The organism is Aquipuribacter nitratireducens, from assembly GCF_037860835.1.
GTDB lineage: Bacteria > Actinomycetota > Actinomycetes > Actinomycetales > JBBAYJ01 > Aquipuribacter > Aquipuribacter nitratireducens.
In genome coordinates, this window is record NZ_JBBEOG010000005.1 from 294,073 (window position 1) to 316,791 (window position 22,719).

The following is a 22,719-nucleotide window of genomic DNA, read 5'->3' on the forward strand; positions in this document are numbered from 1 at the left end:
GTCCGCGGCGACGGAGCGGGTACGGCCTGCCGATCATGTCCGGTGTGGGCCGCACCCGGTACACCGCCGCACCCGACGTCACCGTCGCCCACCGTGGCGGCGCAGGCTGCCGACCCGAGAACAGCTGGGCGGCCTTCCGCTGGTCGTACGCGCTCGGGGTCCGCTGGTTCGAGACCGACGTCCGTGCCAGCCGCGACGGCGTCCCGGTCCTGCACCACGACCGCAGCCTCCGCCGGCTCTTCGGGCTCGAGGCGGACGTCCGCGACCTCACGTGGGACGAGCTGCGGGGACTGCGCACCCCTGGTGGGGAGCGGCTGCTGCGCCCGTCGGACGTGCTGGAGGCCATGCCGGACGCCCGGCTCGCCGTCGACGTGAAGGAGGCCAGGGTCGTGCCCGGTCTCCTCGCGGAGCTGCGTCGCGTCGACGCCGTCGACCGGGTGTGCGTGGCGGGCGCGTCCGACGCCGTCCTCGCCGGCGTCGCGCGCGCCGAGCCCGCCGTCGAACGGGCACTCGGCTGGCAGTCGCTCGTCCGCCTCCTCACGAGGGTCCACCTCGGGCTGCCGGTCGGCCGGCTGCCCGACGGCGCGGGCTGGCTCCACGTGCCGGACCGCGTGCCGGACCGGTTCGGCGGCCGCGTCGTGTGCACCGCACAGGTGGTCGAGTGCGCTCACGAGCGGGGGCTCCGGGTGCTCGCGTGGACGGTCGACGACCCCGAGCGCATGCGGGCGCTGCTCGACCTCGGCGTCGACGGCGTCATCACCGACCGGCCCGACCTCCTGCGCGAGGCCCTCGTGGCGCGCAGCGCCGCGGCCGGGCGTGCCGGTGGTCCGGTGGCGCCGCCTACCCTGCCGGTGTGCCCTCCCGCGAGCCCGACGAGCGACGTCCTGCCGGGTCCGGGCCCGACGTGGTGAGGCCTCTCGTCGCCGATCCGCGCGTCGTCTCGGCCGTGGCCGAGGCCCGCGACGCCTGCTCCGCGCTGCGCTGGCTCCCCGCCATGCGCCGTCGCACCGAGCAGGTGCGGGTCGAGGCGTGCGTCCGCGCCGCGGCCGCGTCCGCCGAGGTCGACGGCGCCCGGCTGCCGCTGGAGCAGGTCCGCTCGCTCGTCGCCGCGCAGGAGCACGTCCCCGCCCGCGGGGACCACCGCGACCCCGTGCTCGCGCTCGTCACCGGTGCGCTGCGGGTCACCCTCGACGCCCACGGCTCCGCGGTGGCGCTGGGGCGGGCACCGCGGCAGGTCATGGCGCGCATGCACGCCCTCGCGGCCGCCGACCTCGTCGCCGACCGCACGGCGCTGGGTCGGCCGAGCCCTGCCGCGGTGCAGCGCCTCGACCTGCTCGCCCGGCTCGTCGTCGACCGCTCGCCGGCGCCGGCGCTGGTCGTCGCCGCGCTCGTCGACGCGGAGGTGACGACGAGCGAGGCGTTCGTCCCGGTGTCCGGGGTCGTGGCCCGTGCCCTCGCCCGCTGCGTCGTGGTGCACGGCGGGCTCGACCCCGCGGGCGTCGTGGTGCCCGAGCGGCACGCCGTCGCCGACCGGGCGGGTCGGGAGGCCGCGCTCGCCGGCTACCGTGCCGGTGGACCCGACGGCGTGGTCGGCTGGGTGCGGTGGTGGGGCGACGCGGTCGTCGCCGGGGCCGCGGAGGCCACCCGGGTCGCCGAGCACGTCATGGCCGGCCGGCTGACCTGACCCGGTGGGCGCCGGGCCGGGACCCGGCTCGCGTCAGCCCCGACCGTCAGCCCCGGCGGCGGCGTCGAGCGAGGTACCAGCCGAGGCCGGCGGTGGCGGCCACCCCGACCCCGACGGCCCCGACCGTCCCGACCGCCGCCGGCGACGGCGCGGCGAGCGCGTCGAGGCGACGGACCGCCGCTGCAGGGGGCGTGAGCGTCAGGACCGGCCAGCCCGCCGTCTCGGCGTGCTCGGTGAGGCGCCGGCCGGGGTTGACCGCGTGCGGCCGACCGACTGCCTCGAGCATCGGCAGGTCGGTCGCGGAGTCGGAGTAGGCGTAGCACGCCGCGAGGTCGTAGCCGCGTTCGGCGGCGAGCCGCCGGAGCACCTCCGCCTTGGCCGGACCGTACGTGTAGTGCTCGATGCGGCCCGTGTAGCGGCCGTCGACCACCTCCAGGGTGCTGCCGACCGTGAGCGTCGCCCCGATCGCGTCGCCGATCGGCCCGACGACCTCCTGGGCGCCGGAGGACACGACGACGACGTCCCGGCCGTACTCCTGGTGCCAGCGGACGAGCTCGGCGGCCTCCGGGTAGACGAGCGGGAGGACGACGTCGTCGAGGGCCTCCGCGACGACCTCCTCGACGACGGCGCGGTCCCAGCCGGCGACGAGCTCGGTGAGCAGGTCCCGCATCCGCTCCATCTGCACGTGGTCGGCGCCGCGGACCATGTAGGAGGCGTGGGCGACGGCGCTGCGTGCGGCCGTGTGCGGCGGGAGCAGCCCGCGCCGCCGCAGCCCGCGGCTGAGCGCGAACGTGCTCGACGCGGCGAGCAGCGTCTTGTCGAGGTCGAAGAACGCCGCGACGCGGGCGGTGTCGGGGGACGCGTCGGGCACCCGCCCAGCGTACGGAGCGGGGTCGGGCGGGCGCGCGACGGGCGCCGGGCCGCTCCGCCCGGGTGCGGCCCGACGGCACGGCGCCGGGGTTTTCCCGCGAGGGAGTTGTGTGAAGAGCGAACAACCGCCACACTCTCCCGTAGGGCTTCCCCCAGCCCTGTGGATCCGGTCCTACGTCCCCCCCGGCGTGACCGGATCCGGCGGCCCCTGCGTCCCCCCGGCAGGGGCCGCCCCCTTTTCTCCCGGCGGCTGGTCGCGTGACGTGTCCCCAGCCGACGAGCGCGTCGGGCCGTCCACAGCCGCGCGGGCGCGGCCCCCGTCGCGTCCCGCCGAGGCGGTGTGCTGAGCGCCGTGGCCATCCAGGGAGCCGAGGTGCTGTGCCTCGCGGTCGACCCCGAGGTGCGCGCCGTCCTGTCGGCGCTGTGCGCCGAGGCCGGGGTGGCAGCCACGTCGCACCCGGGCCGCAGCGAGCCGCCGGGGTGGCGGAGTGCGGCGCTCGTGCTCCTCGGGCTCGGCGAGCCCGCCGGTGGGGTGGGTCACGACACGGGTGGGGCGGCCGAGGCGGCCGAGGCGGTGTGGCCGCCAGGGCTCGCCGGGCTCCCACGCCGCGAGGGGGTGGTGGTCGTCCACGTGCCGGCGCCCGGTGCTCCGGTCGACCCGCCGGGGGAGGTGTGGCGGGCCGCGGTCGCCGTCGGTGCGGAGCACGTCGTCGGGCTCGCCGCGGGCAGGGAGTGGGTCGTCGACCGGCTGCGCCGGGCGGCGTGGCCGTCCGCGTTCTGCGTGGGCGTCGTCGGCGCCCGCGGAGGGGCGGGTGCCACCGCCACCGCGGTGGCCCTCGCCACCGCCGCCGCTCGCGGCGCCGGGCGATCCGGCCTCCGACGCGACGACCCGGCCGTCCTCCTGCTCGACGCCGACCCGGGTGGCGGCGGCCTCGACCTCGCCCTCGGCGCGGAGGAGCTGCCGGGGCTCCGGTGGGACGGGCTGCACGACGTCCGCCCGCCGCTGCCCGCGGGTGGCCTGTCCCACTCGCTGCCCACGGCCGACGGCGTCCGCGTCCTCAGTCACGGCCGCCGAGCCGCTCTCGTGCAGGAGGGTGCGGGGGCGGCGGTGCTCGCCGCAGCCAGGGCCGAGCACGCCGTCGTCGTCCTCGACCTCCCCCGCCACCCCGCCGCAGCGACCGTGCCGGGCCGGTCACCCGCCCGAGCCACCCCCGCCCCGGACGTGCTGCTGTGCGTGTGCCCGGCCGAGGTGCGCGCCGTGGCGGCGGCGCCCCTCGTCCTCCGGGCGTGGCGGGACTGGCCCGCGGCTCGGACCCACCTGCTCGTCCGGGGCCCCTCGCCCGGCGGACTGCGCGCGAGCGAGGCCGGTCTCGCCGTGGCCGCCGGTGTCGAGGCCGACGGGTCGCGGCTGCACCGCACCGACGAGGTGCGCGCCGAACCGCGCCTCGCGGCCGCTCTCGAGCACGGGCACCCGTTCGCCGACCACGGCCGCAGCCCGCTGCGACGGTGGGCCGACCGCTGGGTGGCCGAGGTGCTCGCCGACCGGCTGCCCAGCCGCCGTGGAGCCGCCGTGCCGGCTGGGCCGTGACGGGCGACCTCTTCGGTGCGCTCGCCGCGGCGGTGGCGGCACCCGGCGTGACCGACGTCCTCGTCAACGGTCCCGGCCGCGTGTGGGTGGACGACGGGTCCGGGCTGCGGCGGCTCGCCGTCCCCGGTCTCGACACCGAGGCGCAGGTGCGCGCCCTCGCGGTCCGCCTCGCCGGTGCCGGCGGCCGGCGGCTCGACGACGCCTCCCCGTGGGTGGACGCGCGCCTGCCGGGCGGGGTCCGCCTCCACGCGGTGCTACCGGTCCTTGCGCGCGGGGGCACGCACGTCAGCCTCCGGCTCCTCGGGGCCGCCCCCCGGGACCTGCAGGCCCTGCGCGAGCTCGGCGCGCTCGACGACCGCCTCCTCGAGACGCTCCGCGAGGTGGTGGCGGCCCGCAGCCGCGTGCTCGTCGTCGGCGCCACGGGCGCGGGCAAGACGACCCTCCTCGGGGCGCTCCTGTCGGAGGTACCGCCGAACGAGCGACTCGTCGTCGTCGAGGACGCCGCCGAGCTCGCACCCGCCCACCCGCACGTGGTGTCCCTCGAGGCGCGACCGGGCAACGTCGAGGGCGCCGGCGCCGTCGGCCTCGACGTCCTCGTCCGGCAGGCGCTCCGCATGCGACCGGACCGCCTCGTCGTCGGCGAGTGCCGGGGCGCCGAGGTCCGCGAGCTGCTGCTCGCCCTCGGGGCCGGGCACTGCGGGGCAGCCACCCTCCACGCCGCCGGTGCCGAGGAGGTGCCGGTGCGTGTCGTCGCGCTCGCAGGCGCCGCGGGCATCGACCCCGCCACGGCGCTGCTGCAGCTGCGAGCGGCCGTCGACGTCGTCGTGACAGTCGAACGGGGCGGCGACGGCGGGCGCCGGGTGACAGGGGTGTGGACGTGGTCGGACCAGGCGGTGCCGGTCGGGGCCGTGCCGCTGCTGGTCCGCGTCCGTGGCTGACCGGGCGCGGCCTGGACTCGTCGACGTCGACGACGTGGTGCGGTGCGCCGAGCGCCTCGCTCTCGTGCTCGAGGCCGGCCTCGGCTGGCAGGCGGCGACAGGGCACGTCGACGCCGCCGTGCTCGACCCCCGCGTGCGCTCGACGCCCCGCGCCGCACGCGGACGGGCCGGGCTGCTCGTGGCCGTCGAGGTGTCGCTCGGGCTGGGGGCACCGGCGGCCGAGGTGCTGCGCTGCGCCGCCGACGGCGCCCGGCTCGAGGAGGAGGCGTCACGGCAGCGGGACGCGGCCGTCGCGGGGCCCCTGTCGTCGGCGCGGATCGTCGGCGCCCTGCCCCTCGCGGGGCCGCTGCTCGCCGCCCTGCTCGGTGTGGACGCCCTCGGTGTGCTGATCGGCACGCAGTGGGGTCGGGCGTGCCTGGTCGCGGGTCTCGCGCTGCTCGCACTGTCGTGGTGGTGGTCGCGCCGGCTCGTCGCGGTGGCGGCGTCCGCCGCGGGGGCCGGTCGCACGGACGTCGACGACGCCACCGTCTGCGGGCTGCTGGCGGCCGTTCTCGCCGCCGGCACGGGCACCGCGTCCGCGCTGCGGGGCGTCGCCGCCGGTCTCGCCCGCGTGCCGGGAGCCGACCCGGCCGGTCGCGCCCAGCGGCTGCGCGTGCTCGCCGACGGGCTCGACGTCGGCGACCTCCGGCTCGTCGACGTCGGACCCGCGCTGCAGCCCCTCCTCGAGGCGGTGGCGTTCTCCACGGCCACCGGGACCCCTGCGGGCCGATCCCTGCGGGTCGCCGCGGTCGAGGTCCGCCGGGAGACGGACGCCGCCGCCCGCGCCGCAACCGCCCGGCTCGCGGCCCGGCTCGTCCTGCCCCTCGGTTCCGCTGCCCTGCCCGGCTTCCTCCTGCTCGGCATCGCCCCCGTCGTCGTCCGGCTGCTCGGGACGGGTCTCGGGTGACGTCCCCACAGGCCCGCGGTCGAGCGTGTCGTCCACCGTCGCGACCGCCGCGACGGACGCGGTCCCGCCCGCTGCGCGAGCGTCGTCGACAACGGCCGTCCGGCCACGACCCGACAGGAAGGACCTCACCATGACCATCCCCACCAGCGCCCGTACCGCCATCCCCACCAGCCCCGCCACCGGGACGGACGGTGCCCCACGTCCCGAGGGCCGCGCACTCGTCCCGGCCCGCGTCCCGGCCCGCGTCCCGGCCCGCGTCGCGGCCGTCACCCGCGGCGGCGACCTCGGGATGGCGACCGCGGAGTACGCCGTCGCCACTCTCGCCGCCGTCGGCTTCGCCGGGCTCCTGTTCGCCGTGCTCCGCAGCGGTGAGGTGCAGGAGATGCTCGCCGAGCTCGTCCGTCGTGCCCTCGGCACCGTCTGAACGACGACGGCGGGTGGCGCGTCCGGTCCGGTCGGTGCGGCCGCTCCGGTCGGGCGAGCGGGGCAGCGTGACGGCCGAGACCGCCGTCACGCTGCCCGTCGTCGTCCTCTGCCTCGCCGTGCTGCTCGCGGTCGGTGCCGTCACGAGGGCCCAGGTGTCGTGCGTCGACGCCGCCCGGTCCGCCGCACGCGCCCTCGCCCGGGGTGAGTCGCCCGTGGTGGCCACGGGCGAGGCCCGGGCCGTCCTCGCGCGGCCGGCCGCCGTGAGCGTCGCCTCGCCGGCGCCCGACGGCCCGGTCGAGGTCACGGTCCGCCTCGACGTCCACCCGCCCGGGGTCTGGTCGGTTCCCGTGACGTGCCGGGCGCGGGCCTGGCGGGAGCCCACGTGGGCGCCCTGAGCACGCTCGCGGTCTCGCTCGCGGGACTGGCGGTGGGGGCGGCCGCGGTGACAGGGGTCGGTGAGGTCGCCCGCCTCCGGGGTACGGCCGATGCCGCAGCCGATCTCGCCGCCCTCGCGGGCGCCGGCGCGCGTGCCCGCGGGGAACCCCTCGACACCGCCTGCTCGCGTGCGGCCCACGTCGCGGGTGGCACCGGAGCGCTGTCGGCGTCCGGCGCCGACCACGCCGCCGCGTCCGTCAGCGAGTGCGTCGCCCTGGGGGCCGACGTCGGCGTCACCGTGCTGGTGAGCGACCGCGTCCTCGGCCTCGACGTCGTCGTGACGTCGACGGCCTCCGCGGGCCCGGTCGGGCGACCGGTGGACGAGCCGTGAGAGGTCGCGGTGCGGCCGTGTCAGGCCTGGCGGCGGGACGACTCCGCGTCGGTGCTGAGGGTGCCGTCAGGGCGGTCGGCGACGGGCAGGTCGTCGCCCTGGGCGCCGTCGGCGCGCTCGCCCGCGTGGCGCTCACGCCCGGCGTCGTCGCCGCTGCGGTCCTGCGGCGACAGCGTCGCGGTGCCGTCACCGTCACCGCGGCCGGCGCCGCCGGGGGTGTCGGTCGCGTCGGTGGTCTCGGACCGGTCGTCGTCGCCCGGCCGGCGGACGACCTGGGTGCTCTCCTCGCGGCGCTGCGCGGCGTCGTCGTCGTCGCGGAGGGCGGGCCGCTCCGCGGTGTCGCGCCGGGCGAACGGCGCGGGCGGCGGCGCGGAGTACCCGCTGTCCGGCACGGTCGTGTTGCGCTGGGCCTCGGCCGCCTGACGGGCCTGCACCTCCTGCTCCACCCGCCGCAGACGCTGCAGCTCGGCGCGCTTGCGCGAGGACCGGCGCGCACCGGAGCGGATGGCGAGCACCGCGAGCTCGAGGATCAGGAGGGTGAGCGCCCCGAGCCCGAACAGGGCGACCGCCGAGGTCTCGAGCGTGAGGTTGAAGACGTCGAACGACACCTCCGTGCCGGGCCCCGGCGGCAGGCCCCCGAGCAGGATGAAGGCGAGCACCACGACGGCGACCACCAGCAGCAGGATCCCCAGTACGACCATGACGTCACTCCCTACACCGCCCGGAGGCGGTCCGTCGTCCCGGTTGGTCCGAGAAGCCCGATCACCGGCCACGCTAGCGAGCGGTCGCAGCCGCGTCGTCCAGGCGCGCGGTCAGCCGGCGAGCAGCCGCAGCAGGCCGAGCCCGCCCGCCTTGTCGAGGGGCTGGTTGCCGGCGCCGCACCCCGGCCTCACGACGCACCCGGGGCAGCCCGCCGCGCACGCGCACGCGCCGACGGCTGCGCCGGCGGCCGCCAGCAGGTCGTCGGCGCGGGCGTGGACCTGCTCGGCGAAACCCGCCCCGCCGGGCCACGTGTCGTGGACCAGCACGGCGGCGGCGTCGAGGTCGGGGTGGTGCACGTCGTACGTGCCGGCCACGTCGAAGCGGTCGCTCACGGTGACGAGCGGGACCAACGAGGTGAGGGCGTGCTCCGCCGCGTGGAGGGACGCCGCCAGCCGCCCGCCGCCGTGATCATCGCTGCCACCGCGTGCGCCGCGTGCGCCGCGTGCGCCGCGTTCGCCGCGTTCGCCGCTGTCGCCACGTCCCGGCGGGGCGGTGAACCACGTCCCCTGCGTCCGGAAGGACCGCTCCGGCAGGTCGAGGAGCTCCTGCCCGAGGACGGTCCCGGTGAGGGGGTCGACACGGACGAAGCCCGTCACCTGCTCCACGACGTCCACCGGGCCGTGCCCGAGCCGGCCGCCGGCGCCGAGCGGGCGGGCGGCCACCTCGCGGACCACGCGCGTGCGCGTCGCGGACCGGGCGAACGTCACGTAGCCCGGCTCCGCGGGTCGCAGGACCGCGCAGCCCTCGTCGAGGTCGAGCCCCTCCACCAGGTAGGTCCGCAGCAGGTGCTGGTAGACGGCCCCCGGGTGGACGGTCGAGCACGCGCGGGCGGTGTCGACCGTGCCGAGGACGCGGCCGGTGCCCGCCTCCACGAGCTGCACCTGGCCGCCGCCGCTGCCGCGCAGGTCGAGCGTCGGCCGCTCCGGGCGCGCCCAGTACCAGCCGCCGGGCCGGCGGCGCAGGTCGCCGCGTTCGACGAGCACCTCGACGAGCGCCGGCGCCGCCGGCCCGAACAGGGCGAGGTCGACCTCCGTGAGCGGCAGCTCCGCCGCCGCCGCGGCGAGGTGCGGGAGGAGGACGTACGGGTTGTCGGGGTCGGTCGTGAGCCCTTCGTGCGGGCCGTCGAGCACCCGCTCCGGGTGCGCGAGGACGTAGGCGTCGAGCGGGTCGTCCCGGGCCACGAGCACCCCGGTCCCCGGCACGTCCGCGCGGCCGGCCCGTCCGAGCCGCTGCCGGAACGAGGCGAGCGAGCCCGGCCAGCCCGCGAGCAGCACGGCGTCGAGCCCCGTCACGTCGATGCCGAGCTCGAGGGCCGACGTCGCGGCCACGCCCAGCAGCTCCCCGCTGCGAAGCGCGTGCTCGGTCGCCCGGCGCTCCTCCGGGAGGTGGCCCCCACGGTAGGGGACGACGGCGCGGGCGAGGTCGCCGCCGGCACCGGGGCCGTGTGCGGCGACGAGCGCGTCCCGGGCCTGGGCGGCGACCGCCTCGCTGCCCCTCCGGGAGGGGGCGAACGCGAGCGTGCGGGTGCCCGTGCCGACGAGACGGGCGAGCAGGTCCGCGGACTCCGCGGCGGCGCTGCGCCGGCGCACCGGGCCGGACCCGGCCGCAGGCACCCCCTCCTCGACGACCGGCACGTCGCCGACCGGGCCCGCGCCCGCGGTCTCGAGCACCGGGTCCCACAGCAGCGTCGTCCGGCCCGGCCGCGGGGCGCCGTCGTGGTCGACGACGACGACGTCCTCGCCCAGCAGCCGCGCGGCGAACGCGCCGGGCTCGGCGACGGTCGCCGAGCACAGCACCGTCACCGGCCGGGCGCCGTGCGCGGCCGCGACCCGACGCAACCTGCGCAGCACCGCCCCCACGTGGGCGCCGAACACCCCCCGGTAGACGTGGCACTCGTCGAGCACCACCCAGCGCAGGCGTCGCAGCATGCGGGTCCAGCGGGCGTGGTCCGGCAGCAGCGTGTGGGCGAGCAGGTCCGGGTTCGACAGCACGACGTGGGCGTTGTCGCGGACCCAGTCCCGCTGCTCGCGGGAGGCGTCCCCGTCGACCGTCCCCACGACGACCCCCGGCGCGGCGAGCTCCCGCAGCCGGCGCTCCTGGTCGGCGGCGAGGGCCTTGGTCGGCGACAGGTAGAGCGCGCACGGCGCGGAGTGCCGGGCCGTGGCACCGCCGTCGAGCGCCGCGAGGACGCCCGACAGGGCGGGCAGCAGGAACCCGAGCGACTTCCCGGAGGCCGTGCCGGCCGACACGACGACGTGGTGTCCCGCGTGCACCGCCTCGGCGACCTCGACCTGGTGCGACCAGGGCCGCTCGATGCCCTGCCGGGCGAGCGACGCCACCAGGGCCGGGTGCACCCAGGCCGGCCACGCAGCGGTGGTGGCGGGACGCGGCGGGTCGACGAGCACGTGCCGCACGCAGGCGCCGGCCCTGGGCGAGGCGAGCACCGCTCTCGCGGCCGCCGGCAGGGCCTCGTCCCCGCCGCGTCCTCCCGGCAGCCGCTGCACGTGCACGGCACAAGGGTGGACCACGGGACGGACAGCGCGTCGTCGCGCATGGACGCGACGCGGGGCGGCCACCGGTGCTTCACTGTCCGGCGAGCCCCGGACGGGGGCGCCCCTGCACTTTCGCGACGCCCACGACGGCGCGCCCCAGCACGCACGAGGAGGACCTGTGGACCTGACCCTGGCCACGCGGACGGTCGGTGACCGGACGGTCGTCGAGGTCGGCGGCGAGATCGACGTGTACACCGCTCCGCAGCTTCGCAGCCAGCTCAACGACGCCGTCGCCGACGGCGCCCGTCACATCGTCGTCGACATGACCGGCACCGACTTCCTCGACTCCACAGGGCTCGGTGTGCTCGTCGGCGGACTCAAGCGGGTCCGCACGATGGACGGCGACCTCGAGCTCGTCTGCTCGAGCGAGAAGATCCTCAAGGTGTTCCGGATCACCGGGCTCACCAAGGTCTTCACCATCCACTCCTCGCTGGACGAGGCGCTCGCGTCCTCCGCCGGCGACGGTCGCGCGGACAGCGGCGGCAGCGCGGGCTGACGTCGTGGACCTCCCCATGGGCGCCGTCGCGGGCGACGAGGACGTCGTCCTGCGGATCGGGGGATCGCCGGAGAACGTCCGGACGGCCCGGCTCGTGGCCGCGGCGGTCGCCCGTCGGGAGGGCCTTCCCGAGGACCGGGTCGACGAGGTGCGGATCGCCGTCGGCGAGGCCGTGACCTGGGCCCTCAACACCATCACCGACCGCGCGGTGGAGGTGGTGCTCGGCCCCGGAGGCCGGGGGGAGCACGCGGCCCGGACCTTCGTCGTGCGGGTCGGCGGCGGTCTCGCTCTGCTGAGCAGTGACGCCACCGGGCTGCCCGAGGAGGGCGGCGACGACCTCGCGGTCGCGCTCCTGCGGGGCCTCGCCGACGACGTGCACGTCGACGGCGACGTCACGGTCCTCTCGTGGCGGGACCTGCCCTGACACCACTCGGGGCGAGGTGCCCGACGTGACGCAGCCCACACCCGTCGCCCGGCGTGGCGGCCCTCCCGCCGCTTCCCCCTAGACTCCGAGCCCTCACCGGGAGTGACCCGACCGGCCGTCGACCGGCCTCGACGACGAGGCGGACGCGACCGGGCGGGCGGGCGCGCCGGTACGCACGAGTCCCGACCGTCCGCTACGAGAACGACCACACAGCCCGAGCACGACCCGGCGCTGCCGAACGGCCGCACGACGGCCGCACCGAGGAGGACCACCCGATGCACGATCTCGTCCTGGCCGCAGGGGGGGCCACCACCGTTCCGTTCGGTGGTGCCTCGGCCGCGGTCGTCGCCGTCGTCGCCGCCGTCGCGGTCGGCGCGCTCGCCATGGCCGCCGTGTTCCGCCGGCAGGTGCTGTCCGCCGCCGAGGGGACGCAGGGGATGCGGGAGATCGCGACGGCGGTCCAGGAGGGCGCGGCGGCGTACCTCAGCCGGCAGTTCCGCACCCTCGGCCTCTTCGTCGTCCTCGTCTTCGGCCTCCTGTTCCTGCTGCCCGGCGACGGGGACATCCGGATCGGGCGCAGCATCGCCTTCGTCGTCGGGGCCGCGTTCTCCGCCGCCATCGGCTACCTCGGCATGTGGCTCGCGACCCGCGCGAACCTCCGCGTCGCCGCCGCCGCCCGCGAGCCGGGCGGCCGCGACCTCGGCATGCGGATCGCCTTCCGCACCGGCGGCACCGTCGGCATGGCGACGGTCGGGCTCGGTCTGCTCGGCGCGGCGCTCGTCGTGCTCCTGTACCGCAGCGACGCCCCCACGGTCCTCGAGGGCTTCGGCTTCGGCGCCGCCCTCCTCGCGATGTTCATGCGCGTCGGTGGCGGCATCTTCACCAAGGGCGCCGACGTCGGCGCCGACCTCGTCGGCAAGGTCGAGGCCGGCATCCCCGAGGACGACCCCCGCAACGCCGCCACCATCGCCGACAACGTCGGCGACAACGTCGGCGACTGCGCCGGGATGGCCGCGGACCTCTTCGAGTCCTACGCCGTCACGCTCGTCGCCGCCCTGATCCTCGGCAAGGCCGCGTTCGGCGAGGCCGGCCTCGTCTTCCCGCTCATCGTCCCCGCGCTCGGTGTCCTCACCGCCGTGCTCGGCGTCTACCTCGTGAAGCCGCGCGCAGGCGAGTCGGGCCTCACGTCGATCAACCGCGGGTTCTACCTGTCGGCGATCATCTCGGCGGTCCTGTCGGCGGGTGCCGCGTTCGTCTACCTGCCCGCCACCTTCGCCGGGTTCAGCGACGTCGCCGACCCGGGCATCCTCGAGCTGCCGGGCGACCCGCGCGTGATCGCCACCGTCGCCGTGATCGTCGGCGTCGTCCTCGCCGGCATCATCCTGTGGCTCACCGGCTACTTCACCGACACGGTGAAGCCGCCGACGCGCCAGGTCGCGGAGACCTCGCTCACCGGTCCCGCCACGGTCGTGCTGTCGGGGTTCGGCCTCGGCCTGGAGTCGGCCGTCTACACCGTGGGTGTCCTCGCGGCCGCCGTGTTCGGGCTCTTCCTCCTCGGCGGCGGCTCCGTGACGCTGTCGCTGTTCCTCATCGCCCTCGCCGGCTGCGGCCTGCTCACCACCGTCGGCGTCATCGTCGCGATGGACACCTTCGGGCCGGTCAGCGACAACGCCCAGGGCATCGCCGAGATGTCCGGCGACGTCGACGCCGAGGGCGCGCAGATCCTCACCGACCTCGACGCCGTCGGGAACACGACGAAGGCGATCACGAAGGGCATCGCCATCGCGACGGCCGTCCTCGCCGCCACCGCGCTGTTCGGCTCCTACACCGACGCCGTGCGCACCGCGCTCGGCGAGGCGGGCGCCGCGCTCGACAGCGTCGACTACGGCATCGTGTCCCCCGCCACGCTCGTGGGCGTCCTGCTCGGTGCGGCGGTCGTGTTCCTCTTCTCCGGCCTCGCGATCAACGCGGTCGGCCGTGCGGCCGGGGCCGTCGTCTTCGAGGTCCGCCGCCAGTTCCGGGACATCCCCGGGATCATGGAGGGCACGGGCAAGCCGGAGTACGGCAAGGTCGTCGACATCGTCACCCGCGACTCCCTCCGCGAGCTCGCCACCCCCGGTCTGCTCGCGGCGTTCGCGCCCATCGCCGTCGGCTTCGGTCTGGGCGTGGGCCCGCTCGCCGGCTACCTCGCCGGCGCGATCGGCGCCGGCGCCCTCATGGCGGTGTTCCTCGCGAACTCCGGCGGCGCGTGGGACAACGCGAAGAAGCTCGTCGAGGACGGCGCGTACGGCGGCAAGGGCTCCGAGGCGCACGCCGCGACGGTCATCGGCGACACGGTCGGCGACCCGTTCAAGGACACCGCCGGCCCGGCCATCAACCCGCTCATCAAGGTGATGAACCTCGTCGCCGTCCTCATCGCACCCGCGGTCGTGTCGCTCAGCATCGGCGACGGCGCGAACGACGCGCTCCGCTTCGGGATCGCGGGCGTCGCCTTCGCGATCATCGTGGTCGCGGTCGCCGTGTCGAAGCGCCGCTCGGTGTCGATGACCGACGACGTGCCCGCGGCGGCCGGCGCCCGCTGAGTCCCCCACACAGGTCCGCGTCCTCGCCGACGTCCTACGCAGGAGTCGGCAGGGACGCGGACGTGGGGGGCGGGAGGGCGACGACCGGGCGTCAGGCGCCGAAGCGCGCCACCGCCCGGAGCTTGTTCGTCGCGTCGAGCGCCGCGACCTTGTACGCCTCCGACAGCGTCGGGTAGTTGAGGACCGTGTCGACGAGGTAGTCGACGGTCCCGCCGCAGCCCATGATCGCCTGGCCGATGTGGACGAGGTCGGTCGCAGCGGTGCCGAACACGTGGACGCCGAGCAGCTCGCGGGTCTCGGTGTGGACGAGGAGCTTGAGCATCCCGTACGGGTCGCCGACGATCTGCCCGCGCGCGAGCTCCCGGTACCGCGCGACCCCCACCTCGTAGGGGACGGCGTCGGCGGTGAGCTCGGCCTCGCCGCGACCGCAGTAGCTGATCTCCGGGATCGTGTAGATGCCGATCGGCTGCAGCGCCGTGAGGTCGCGCACCGGCTCCCCGAAGGCGTCGTAGGCGGCGATGCGGCCCTGGTCCATGCTCGTCGCCGCCAGCGCGGGGAACCCGATGACGTCGCCGACGGCGTAGATGTGCGGCACCTCCGTCCGGTAGTTGGTCCCGACGGCGATGCGTCCCCGGGAGTCCGCGTTCAGGCCCGCCTTCTCCAGGTCGAGGGAGTCGGTCTGCCCCTGCCGGCCGGCGGAGTACATGACCGTCTCGGCGGGGATCCGCTTGCCGGACGCGAGCGTCGTCACCGTGCCGGCGCCGTTCGCCTCGACGCTCCTCACCTCCTCGCCGAGCCGGAACGACACCGCGAGGTCACGCAGGTGGAACTTGAGGGAGTCGACGACCTCGGGGTCGCAGAACTCCAGCAGCGACGGCCGCTTGTCGACGACCGTGACGCGGGTGCCGAGCGCGGCGAACATCGACGCGTACTCGATGCCGATCACCCCGGCGCCGGCGACGACCATCGAGCCCGGGACGCGTTCGAGGTCGATGACGCCGTCGGAGTCGACCACCCGGGGCCCGAACTCGACCGAGTCCGGCCGCGCGGGCCGCGTGCCCGTCGCGATGACCACGTGCGCCGCGGTCACCGTCGTGTCCGGGTTACCGCCGTCACCGGACACCGCGATCGTGTGGGGGTCGACGAAGCGCCCGCTGCCGACGACGAGGTCGACGTGGTTGCGCAGCAGCTGTGCCCGCACGACCTCGACCTCGCGACCGATCACGTGCTGGGTGCGGGCGAGCAGGTCCTGCACCGTGATGTCGGCCTTGACCCGGTAGCTGGCGCCGTAGACGTCCCGCTGGTGCATGCCCGTGAGGTAGAGGACGGCCTCACGCAGCGTCTTGGACGGGATCGTGCCCGTGTTGACGCAGACGCCGCCCACCATGTGCTTGCGCTCGACGACGCACACCCGCTTGCCGAGCTTCGCCGCCGCGATCGCCGCCTTCTGCCCGCCGGGGCCGGACCCCACGACGACGAGGTCGTAGGCGTAGGAGTGGTCGTCGGGCCCCGGGTCGTGCGGGGCGACGGCGGGCTCGGCCGGGATGCTCTCGGTCGTCACCGGAGCGAGTCTGCCGAGCCGATCCGCTCCTGGCTACGGTCACCGGCATGCCCGCCGCCCCGCCCCCCGTCGTCGTGCCCGACCTCGTCGACCGGCTCCGCGACGACCTCACGGCCGCCGGCTACGACGTCGACGGCGTCACCGCACGCCTGGGGGACCTCGCCGCAGTCGCGCTGGCCCGGGACCAGCCGGTCCCCGCACGACGGGTCCTGCGGGGCGCCGACGACCCCGTCGCGACCTTCGTCCGGCTCTTCACGCTCGGCGACGCGGTCCCCGCGGCCGCCGCCGCCCGCGCGCTGCCGCGGCTCGGCCTCGACGGCGCCGACGCCCTCGGTCTCGTGGACCGCGTCGGCGACGACGTCCGCGCGCTCGTCGACCTCCAGCCCCACGCGGTCGTCGACGACCTCGGTGAGGCGTCGTGGTGGGTGTGCTCGGACCTCGGCGAGCTCGCCCACGGGGGCGCACCGCTGCCGACCGACCACGTGCTGGGCGTCGGCGCCGCCTCCATGACCCTCGTCGAGGCCGTCGTGCCGGGGCTGACGGGGATGCGCTGCCTCGACGTCGGGGCCGGCTCCGGCGTCCAGTCGCTCCACCTCGCGCGGACGGGGACCGAGGTCGTCGCGACGGACCTCAGCGAGCGCGCCTGCGCGTTCGCGCGCTTCACCACCGCGCTCAACGGCCTCACGGTGGACGTGCGGCCGGGGAGCCTGCTCGACCCGGTGGCGGGGGAGCGGTTCGACCGGGTGGTCGCCAACCTCCCGTTCGTCATCACCCCGCGTCGGGACGACGTCCCCACGTACACGTACCGCGACGCGGGGCTCCCGGGTGACGACGTCGTGCGGCGCATGCTCACCGAGGTGGGCGGCCACCTGGCGACCGGCGGCCTCGCGCAGTTCCTCGGCACGTGGGAGGACCGGTCCGACCAGTCGTGGCGCGACCGGCTCGCGACCTGGGTCGAGGCCGCGCGCGCGGCCCTGGCGGCACGTCCGGACGGGACCGACGACGTCCTCGACGTGTGGGTCGTCCAGCGCGAGCTCGCCGACCCCGCCACCTACGCGGAGGCGTGGATCGCCGACGGCGGCCGGCCCGACCGGGCGACCGCCGACGCCTGGTACGAGGCGTGGCTCAGCGACCTCGCGGCGAGGGGGGTCGAGGCCGTCGGCTTCGGCATCGTGACGGTGCGCCGGCGCCCGGCCGATTCCGCGACCCCGCCGCTCACCCGGTTCGACGACGAGCACGCGGGCATCCCCGGCGCCTGGCGGGACGTGCTCGCCGCAGGGCTCAGCGGCCACGACGCCCTCGGTGCGCTCGACGCCCACCGCGACCCCGCCCGCCTGCTGGGGGCGCGGCTGCGGGTGGCGGAGGGTGTCGTGGAACGGCGCGAGCACGACCCCGGCTCGCCGGACCCGCGACGGCTCCTCCTCGTCGACACCCGTCGTCGTGGGCTCACCGTCGAGGCCTCGACCGCCCTCGCGGCCGTCGTCGGCGCCTGCGACGGCGACCTGCCGCTCGGGGTGGTCGTGGAGGCCGTCGCCACGCTCCTCGGCGAGGAGCCGTCCCGCCTCGTCGAGCGGCTCCTTCCCGCCCTCACCGGGCTCGTCGCCGACGGCCTCCTCGCACCCGTCAGCCGACCGTGAGGAGCGACCCGAGGCGCGGCCGGTCGGCCGCCCGGTACGTGGGGTCCGGGCGCAGGGCGAGGGCGACCGCGACCGCGGTCGGCAGCGCGACGAGCAGCCCCGCGCTCGCGAGGGTGAGGGCGTCGGGCGCGACGACCGGCTGCCCGCGCTGGGCCTGGACGAAGAGCGTCGCCATGAGCCCGAGGTAGGCCACCGCGGTCACCGCCACCACCGCGAGCATGCGGCGCTCGCCGACGCGCAGGAGCCCACGTCCGACCAGCCACGTGAGGACGATCGCGGCGAGCGGGAGCACCTGCAGCGCGTGGAGCCCGACGAAGTGGACGACGCGCATGTCGCCGAACTCCGTCGACCAGCCGAACAGGGGGAGCCCGGGGCCGCCGTCGGCGCCGCCGACGGCGTGCCCGCCGACGACGCCCGCGGCCGGGTCCTGCCCCGGCCGCGGGCTCGTCATCGAGTAGCCCGTCACCGCGCCGAGCGTCATGAGCGGCACCGCGAGCGTCATGGCGAGACCGAGCGGGCCCCGCAGCCGGCGGCGGGCGAGGACCGTGCCGGCCACGAGCATGCAGACGGTGAAGACCCCGACGCCCGCCGCCATGACGGTGAACAGCGTGCCGTCGAGGACGGTCGTGTAGTTGAAGTGCGACATGACGCCGCGTGCGGCCTGCAGCGCGATGACGACGACCTCGACGATCATCGCCCACCCCGTCACCTCGAGCGCGACGCGCACCCAGCGGCTGCGCGGCACGTGGTGGAACACCCACAGCAGCGCCGGGGCGAACGCGACGAACGACAGGGCGAACTTCAGCGGCTTCTGCCACGCCGGCTGACCCGTGACGACGGTGTCGTCGACGGCGAGACCGACGAGCGAGACGCCGAGGACGGCGACGTTGACGACCAGCAGCAGCGTGACGGCCGGGCTCACGCGCCAGCCGGCGCGCAGCAGCCCCCGGGCGCTCACGACGGCACCGCCGTGGAGCCCGCCTCCGCGGTCCTGGCCGGGCCGGTGACGGCGGCCGCACGGCGCCGGAGGTGCCACTCCCGCCACGCGAGGAAGACCGGGAACGTGAAGGCGAGGGCTACGGCGAACGTGAGCGGGACGAGGGCCCACACCCACCGCATGCCGAGGCGCCGGCCCTCGACGAGGAAGAACACCGAGGCCGCGACCGCCACGACCAGGAGGTCGACCGCGGCCGAGGTCGACGCGGCGGTGGCGAACCACGAGGCGAGGTAGTCCTCGCCCGCGGCCCCGGATCGGAGGTTGAAGAACCAGGTCCCGACGAGCCCGACGAGCCCGAGGACCGCGTAGACGACGACCATGACGACCACTCCCGTGGGGTGAACAGTGTTAACCAGCACCACGACGGTAGTGTTAACATCGTTAACATGCAAGAGGTCCTCACACCGAGACGCGCGCCCCTCACCGTCGAGCGGATCGTCGACACGAGCCGCGCGCTCCTCGTCGAGGGCGGGCCGGAGGCCGTCGTCGTCCGGGAGGTCGCCCGGCGCCTCGAGGTGACGGCACCGGCGCTCTACCGCCACGTGAGCGGTCGCGACGACCTCCTCACCCTCCTCATCGCCGCGTGCAGCGACGAGGCGACCGCCGCCGCCGCGGCCGGGCGGGACAGCGTCCCGGCGCACGACCCCGTTGCCCGGCTCCGCGAGGCGACGTGGGCCTTCCGCAGCTGGGCGCTCGGCCACCCTGCGGAGTTCGGGCTCGTGTTCGGCACGCCGGTCGCGGGGTACGCCGCGCCCGAGGACGGTCCGACGACCGCCGCCTCGCAGCGTTTCGGCGCCTTCTTCGGCGGTCTCTTCGCCGAGCTCCTCGCCGCGGGCCTGCTGCGGACGGTCGACGCGCGCACCCTGACGGCCGGCGAGCGGGAGTCACTGAGGGCGTTCGCCGCGCGGGTCGGCGCCCCGTGGGGCCCGGGGGAGACCTACCCCTTCGTCGAGGGGTACCACCGGATGCTCGGCAGCATCACCGTCGAGGTGTCCGGGCACCTGCGGTGGGCCTTTCCCGACGCCGAGGCGTTCGTCCGCCGCCAGCTCGACGAGCTGCTCGACGACCTCCTCGTCACCAGACCAGACCGGCCCGCGTCAGCTCCACCGTCGTGAGGAGGCGGTCGCCGCTCGTGAGCGGGACCCGACCGGTCGGGGGCGGTGCCCCGACCGCCTCGCACGCGTCGAGCAGCGCGAGGTCGTAGGCGAGGCGCACCGCCATGAGGCGCTGCCCGCGCGCGACGACCGTCTCGTCGCTCATGAGGCGCTCGGCCTCGGTCTCGAGGCGCCGCAGGTCCGCCGTGATGCGCTGGAGCGGCGGCGCGGTCGGCGCGGGCGTGCGCACGAACCAGCGCCGCCACCACGGCACGAGAGCCGGTGGTCGCGGCGGCCGAGGGTGCGTCGTCGCCGGCCCCACCGCCCCAGGATGCGCCGGAGGGCGCCCCGCTGTCATCCCCAGGGACGGCGCCCTCGGCGCAGGGCGTCCGGCGTGCCGTTACCGTTGCGCGGTCGGGCGGACGTCCCCGCCCGCGAGAGAGGACGCACCACGTGGCACGCAGCACCACCACCCGACCCTCGGCCGGCACGAGGGCCCTGGTCATCGTGGAGTCCCCCGCCAAGGCCCGCACGATCGGCGGCTACCTCGGCGACGGCTACGTCGTCGAGGCCTCGGTCGGCCACATCCGCGACCTCCCGCAGCCCTCGGAGCTGCCGGCGGACATGAAGAAGGGGCCGTACGGCAAGTTCGCCGTCGACGTCGAGAACGGCTTCGAGCCGTACTACGTCGTCGACGCCGACAAGAAGAAGAAGGTCACCGAGCTGCGCCGCGCGCTCAAGGACGTCGACGAGCTCATCCTCGCCACGGACGAGGACCGCGAGGGCGAGGCCATCGCGTGGCACCTCCTCGAGGAGCTGCAGCCGAAGGTCCCCGTCAAGCGCATGGTCTTCCACGAGATCACGCGAGAGGCCATCGCCCGGGCGCTGGAGTCCACGCGCGACATCGACGAGTCGCTCGTCGACGCCCAGGAGACGCGCCGCATCCTCGACCGCCTCTACGGCTACGAGGTGAGCCCGGTGCTGTGGCGGAAGGTGCGCCAGGGCCTGTCCGCGGGGCGGGTGCAGTCGGTCGCCACCCGGCTCGTCGTCGAGCGCGAGCGCGAGCGCATGGCCTTCGTCGCCGCCGACTACGCCGGCGTCCAGGGCACGTTCGCCGCGCCGGGCGAGCAGCAGCGCTTCCTCGCCCGGCTCGCCTCCCTCGACGGGGCGCGCGTGGCCACCGGTCGCGACTTCGACGACCGCGGCCGGCTGCGCGAGACCGACCCGGCGCGCCTCGTCGCGCTCGACGCCGCGGGAGCCCGCGACCTCGTCGCGGCCCTCGACGGGACCGACGTCACCGTCGCGCGGGTCGAGGAGAAGCCGTACTCCCGCAAGCCCGCGGCCCCGTTCACGACCTCGACCCTCCAGCAGGAGGCCGGGCGCAAGCTGCGTCTCAGCAGCAAGCAGGCGATGCGGGTGGCGCAGACCCTCTACGAGGGCGGCTACATCACGTACATGCGGACCGACTCGACGGCCCTGTCGGACCAGGCGGTCGCGGCGGCCCGCCGGCAGGCGGCCGACCTCTACGGCGCGGAGTCGGTGCCGGATCGCCCGCGCACGTACGCCTCGAAGGCGAAGAACGCGCAGGAGGCGCACGAGGCGATCCGTCCCGCCGGGGACTCCTTCCGCACCCCCGCGCAGGTCGCGGGCGCCCTGCGGGGCGAGGAGTTCCGGCTCTACGAGCTCATCTGGCAGCGCACGGTGGCCTCCCAGATGGCCGACGCGCGCGGCACGACGGCGTCCGTCCGGCTCGCCGCGAACGCGGGCGACGGGCGCCGGGCGGAGTTCGCGGCGTCCGGCACCGTCATCACCTTCCGCGGGTTCCTCGCTGCCTACGAGGAGGGCCGCGACGCCGACCGCTACTCCGAGGCGAGCGACGGCGAGTCCCGCCTGCCCCGGCTCAGCGAGGGCGCCGCGGTCGACGTCGAGGAGCTCCTCACGACCGAGCACCGGACGTCGCCGCCGTCCCGCTACACCGAGGCGAGCCTCGTGAAGGCGCTCGAGGAGCGGGGCATCGGCCGGCCGTCCACGTACGCCGCAACGATCGGCACGATCATCGACCGGGGCTACGTCCGTCACAAGGGGACGGCACTCGTGCCCGAGTGGCTCGCGTTCGCGGTCACGCGCCTGCTCGAGGAGCACTTCCCGCGGCTCGTCGACTACGACTTCACCGCCGAGATGGAGGCCGACCTCGACCGGGTCGCCTCCGGCGAGGTGGCAGGAGCCGACTGGCTCACCCGGTTCTACTTCGGCGCCGGCGGCCCCGGGGGCGCAGGCGCCGGCACCGGGGGCCTCCCGCCGCTCCCGGGCGGGGCCGGACAGGGCCTCACCGGGCTCGCCGAGGGGCTCAAGGGCCTCGCCGACGGGCTCGGCGAGATCGACGCCCGTGCCGTCAGCACCATCGAGATCGGCGACGGGGTCGTCCTGCGCGTCGGCCGCTACGGGCCCTACCTGCAGGAGGAGGACGCGCCGACCGGAGCCGACGGCAAGGAGGTCCGCGCGTCGGTCCCCGACGACATCGCGCCGGACGAGCTGACGGTCGAGCGGGCGCGCGCGCTGCTCGCGGACGCGGCCAAGGGCGACACCGTCCTCGGTCGCGACCCCGACACCGGCCACGACGTCATCGTGAAGTCCGGTCGCTTCGGCCCCTTCGTCGCGGAGGTCCTGCCCGAGGGGGCGAGCGGCAAGCCCCGCCGCGCGAGCCTCTTCGCGTCGATGTCGATGGACACGGTCACCCTCGACGACGCCCTCCGCCTGCTGTCCCTGCCCCGCGTCGTCGGCACGGACCCGCAGACCGGTGAGGAGATCACCGCGCAGAACGGGCGGTACGGGCCGTACCTGCGCAAGGGCAGCGACTCCCGGTCGCTGGAGAACGAGGAGCAGATCTTCACGACCTCCCTCGAGGAGGCCCTCGCGATCTACGCCCAGCCCAAGCGGGGCCGCGGCCGGACCGCCGCGGCGCCGCTCGCCGAGCTCGGCACCGACCCCACCAGCGGCGGGGCGATCACGGTCCGCTCCGGCCGCTACGGCGACTACGTCTCCGACGGCGAGACGAACGCGACGCTCCGCGGCGACGACACGAAGGAGAGCGTCACGTTCGAACGGGCCGTCGAGCTGCTCGCGGAACGGCGCGCCGCCGGCCCGGCGAAGAAGCGCGGCGCCAAGAAGACCGCGGCGAAGACGACGACGGCGAAGACGACGACGGCGAAGAAGACCGCGGCGAAGAAGACCGCGGCGAGGAAGACCGCGGCGAAGAAGGCGTCCTCGAGCCGCTGACCTGCGACGACGCGTCTGCGCGAGGGTCCCCGGGACGTTGGTCCCGGGGACCTTCGTCCCGTGAGGAGGGTCCTCGGCGGCGGGACGCTTGCGGTGCACCGCCACCCCGGGTGGTGCACC

The 22,719-nt window shown here is 76.3% G+C and carries 21 protein-coding genes; 14 read left to right on the forward strand and 7 right to left on the reverse strand.

All coding sequences use genetic code 11. The features are described 5' to 3' along the window. The first annotated feature begins 44 nt into the window (after nucleotides 1–44). Both WAB14_RS12025 and WAB14_RS12030 read left to right on the forward strand, forming a co-directional pair. A complete protein-coding gene (locus tag WAB14_RS12025) occupies nucleotides 45–911 on the forward strand; it encodes a glycerophosphodiester phosphodiesterase family protein (protein ID WP_340270072.1) in 867 nt (288 codons plus the stop codon). 35 nt (nucleotides 912–946) lie between these two features. Beyond that, on the forward strand, nucleotides 947–1,684 hold the full coding sequence (locus WAB14_RS12030; protein ID WP_340270074.1) for a cell filamentation protein Fic: 738 nt from the start codon (nucleotides 947–949) through the stop codon (nucleotides 1,682–1,684). Nucleotides 1,685–1,730: 46 nt separating this feature from the next. On the opposite strand, the gene WAB14_RS12035 is transcribed toward WAB14_RS12030, so the two are convergent. After that, nucleotides 1,731–2,555: an HAD family hydrolase gene (locus WAB14_RS12035; protein WP_340270075.1), complete on the reverse strand. Its 825-nt coding sequence runs from the start codon at nucleotides 2,553–2,555 to the stop codon at nucleotides 1,731–1,733. Between the two features lie 351 nt (nucleotides 2,556–2,906). Between WAB14_RS12035 and ssd the strand changes: the two genes are divergently transcribed. From ssd to WAB14_RS12065, 6 genes are all read left to right on the forward strand, one after another. After that, nucleotides 2,907–4,142, forward strand: a complete 1,236-nt coding sequence (gene ssd / locus WAB14_RS12040) for a septum site-determining protein Ssd (protein ID WP_340270076.1) — start codon at nucleotides 2,907–2,909, stop codon at nucleotides 4,140–4,142. Further along, nucleotides 4,139–5,080 (forward strand): TadA family conjugal transfer-associated ATPase, encoded by a 942-nt coding sequence (locus WAB14_RS12045; RefSeq protein ID WP_340270077.1) that lies wholly within the window; start codon nucleotides 4,139–4,141, stop codon nucleotides 5,078–5,080. The genes ssd and WAB14_RS12045 overlap by 4 nt, the downstream gene beginning before the upstream one ends. Then, nucleotides 5,073–6,026, forward strand: coding sequence for a hypothetical protein (locus WAB14_RS12050; protein WP_340270078.1), 954 nt, complete (start codon nucleotides 5,073–5,075; stop codon nucleotides 6,024–6,026). The genes WAB14_RS12045 and WAB14_RS12050 overlap by 8 nt, the downstream gene beginning before the upstream one ends. Nucleotides 6,027–6,156: 130 nt before the next feature. Next, complete coding sequence (locus WAB14_RS12055) at nucleotides 6,157–6,450, forward strand: DUF4244 domain-containing protein (protein WP_340270079.1); 294 nt, start codon at nucleotides 6,157–6,159, stop codon at nucleotides 6,448–6,450. A gap of 67 nt (nucleotides 6,451–6,517) precedes the next feature. Continuing rightward, nucleotides 6,518–6,847, forward strand: a complete 330-nt coding sequence (locus WAB14_RS12060; protein WP_340270080.1) for a TadE family type IV pilus minor pilin — start codon at nucleotides 6,518–6,520, stop codon at nucleotides 6,845–6,847. After that, a complete protein-coding gene (locus WAB14_RS12065) occupies nucleotides 6,835–7,218 on the forward strand; it encodes a hypothetical protein (protein ID WP_340270082.1) in 384 nt (127 codons plus the stop codon). The genes WAB14_RS12060 and WAB14_RS12065 overlap by 13 nt, the downstream gene beginning before the upstream one ends. A 20-nt stretch (nucleotides 7,219–7,238) precedes the next feature. Here the strand turns inward: WAB14_RS12065 and WAB14_RS12070 are convergent, their stop codons facing one another. Both WAB14_RS12070 and WAB14_RS12075 read right to left on the reverse strand, forming a co-directional pair. After that, nucleotides 7,239–7,919: a hypothetical protein gene (locus WAB14_RS12070; protein ID WP_340270084.1), complete on the reverse strand. Its 681-nt coding sequence runs from the start codon at nucleotides 7,917–7,919 to the stop codon at nucleotides 7,239–7,241. A 111-nt stretch (nucleotides 7,920–8,030) separates the two neighbouring features. After that, nucleotides 8,031–10,490, reverse strand: a complete 2,460-nt coding sequence (locus tag WAB14_RS12075) for a DEAD/DEAH box helicase (RefSeq protein WP_340270086.1) — start codon at nucleotides 10,488–10,490, stop codon at nucleotides 8,031–8,033. 160 nt (nucleotides 10,491–10,650) lie between these two features. Here WAB14_RS12075 and WAB14_RS12080 point away from each other — a divergent pair, with 160 nt between their 5' ends. From WAB14_RS12080 to WAB14_RS12090, 3 genes are all read left to right on the forward strand, one after another. Then, nucleotides 10,651–11,028: an STAS domain-containing protein gene (locus WAB14_RS12080; RefSeq protein ID WP_340270088.1), complete on the forward strand. Its 378-nt coding sequence runs from the start codon at nucleotides 10,651–10,653 to the stop codon at nucleotides 11,026–11,028. A 4-nt stretch (nucleotides 11,029–11,032) separates the two neighbouring features. Then, the gene (locus WAB14_RS12085) at nucleotides 11,033–11,452 is read left to right on the forward strand and encodes an ATP-binding protein (RefSeq protein ID WP_340270089.1); all 420 of its coding nucleotides are present in this window, start codon (nucleotides 11,033–11,035) and stop codon (nucleotides 11,450–11,452) included. A 275-nt stretch (nucleotides 11,453–11,727) separates the two neighbouring features. Further along, the gene (locus WAB14_RS12090) at nucleotides 11,728–14,034 is read left to right on the forward strand and encodes a sodium-translocating pyrophosphatase (protein WP_340270090.1); all 2,307 of its coding nucleotides are present in this window, start codon (nucleotides 11,728–11,730) and stop codon (nucleotides 14,032–14,034) included. Nucleotides 14,035–14,125: 91 nt separating this feature from the next. Here WAB14_RS12090 and sthA read toward each other — a convergent pair whose 3' ends face one another. Beyond that, nucleotides 14,126–15,595, reverse strand: a complete 1,470-nt coding sequence (gene sthA / locus WAB14_RS12095) for a Si-specific NAD(P)(+) transhydrogenase (protein WP_340270091.1) — start codon at nucleotides 15,593–15,595, stop codon at nucleotides 14,126–14,128. A gap of 47 nt (nucleotides 15,596–15,642) precedes the next feature. On the opposite strand from sthA, the gene WAB14_RS12100 reads away from it, so the two are divergent. Next, nucleotides 15,643–17,232 carry a DUF7059 domain-containing protein gene (locus WAB14_RS12100; RefSeq protein WP_340270093.1) on the forward strand — a complete coding sequence of 530 codons (1,590 nt, stop codon included), beginning with the start codon at nucleotides 15,643–15,645 and terminating at the stop codon, nucleotides 17,230–17,232. Here WAB14_RS12100 and WAB14_RS12105 read toward each other — a convergent pair. Together WAB14_RS12105 and WAB14_RS12110 are read right to left on the reverse strand one after the other, a co-directional pair. After that, complete coding sequence (locus WAB14_RS12105) at nucleotides 17,219–18,190, reverse strand: hypothetical protein (RefSeq protein ID WP_340270095.1); 972 nt, start codon at nucleotides 18,188–18,190, stop codon at nucleotides 17,219–17,221. The two genes, WAB14_RS12100 and WAB14_RS12105, sit on opposite strands and share 14 nt — an antisense overlap. Further along, nucleotides 18,187–18,591: a DUF2834 domain-containing protein gene (locus WAB14_RS12110; protein ID WP_340270097.1), complete on the reverse strand. Its 405-nt coding sequence runs from the start codon at nucleotides 18,589–18,591 to the stop codon at nucleotides 18,187–18,189. Before WAB14_RS12110 ends, WAB14_RS12105 begins: the two co-directional genes overlap by 4 nt. Before the next feature lie 24 nt (nucleotides 18,592–18,615). Between WAB14_RS12110 and WAB14_RS12115 the strand changes: the two genes are divergently transcribed. Continuing rightward, entirely contained in the window at nucleotides 18,616–19,344 is a 729-nt protein-coding gene (locus WAB14_RS12115; protein WP_340270099.1) for a TetR/AcrR family transcriptional regulator, read from the forward strand. Here the strand turns inward: WAB14_RS12115 and WAB14_RS12120 are convergent. Next, a complete protein-coding gene (locus WAB14_RS12120; protein ID WP_340270101.1) occupies nucleotides 19,304–19,645 on the reverse strand; it encodes a hypothetical protein in 342 nt (113 codons plus the stop codon). The genes WAB14_RS12115 and WAB14_RS12120 overlap by 41 nt on opposite strands. Nucleotides 19,646–19,776: 131 nt before the next feature. On the opposite strand from WAB14_RS12120, the gene topA reads away from it, so the two are divergent. Further along, nucleotides 19,777–22,599, forward strand: a complete 2,823-nt coding sequence (gene topA, locus WAB14_RS12125; RefSeq protein ID WP_340270102.1) for a type I DNA topoisomerase — start codon at nucleotides 19,777–19,779, stop codon at nucleotides 22,597–22,599. Nucleotides 22,600–22,719 lie beyond the last annotated feature (120 nt).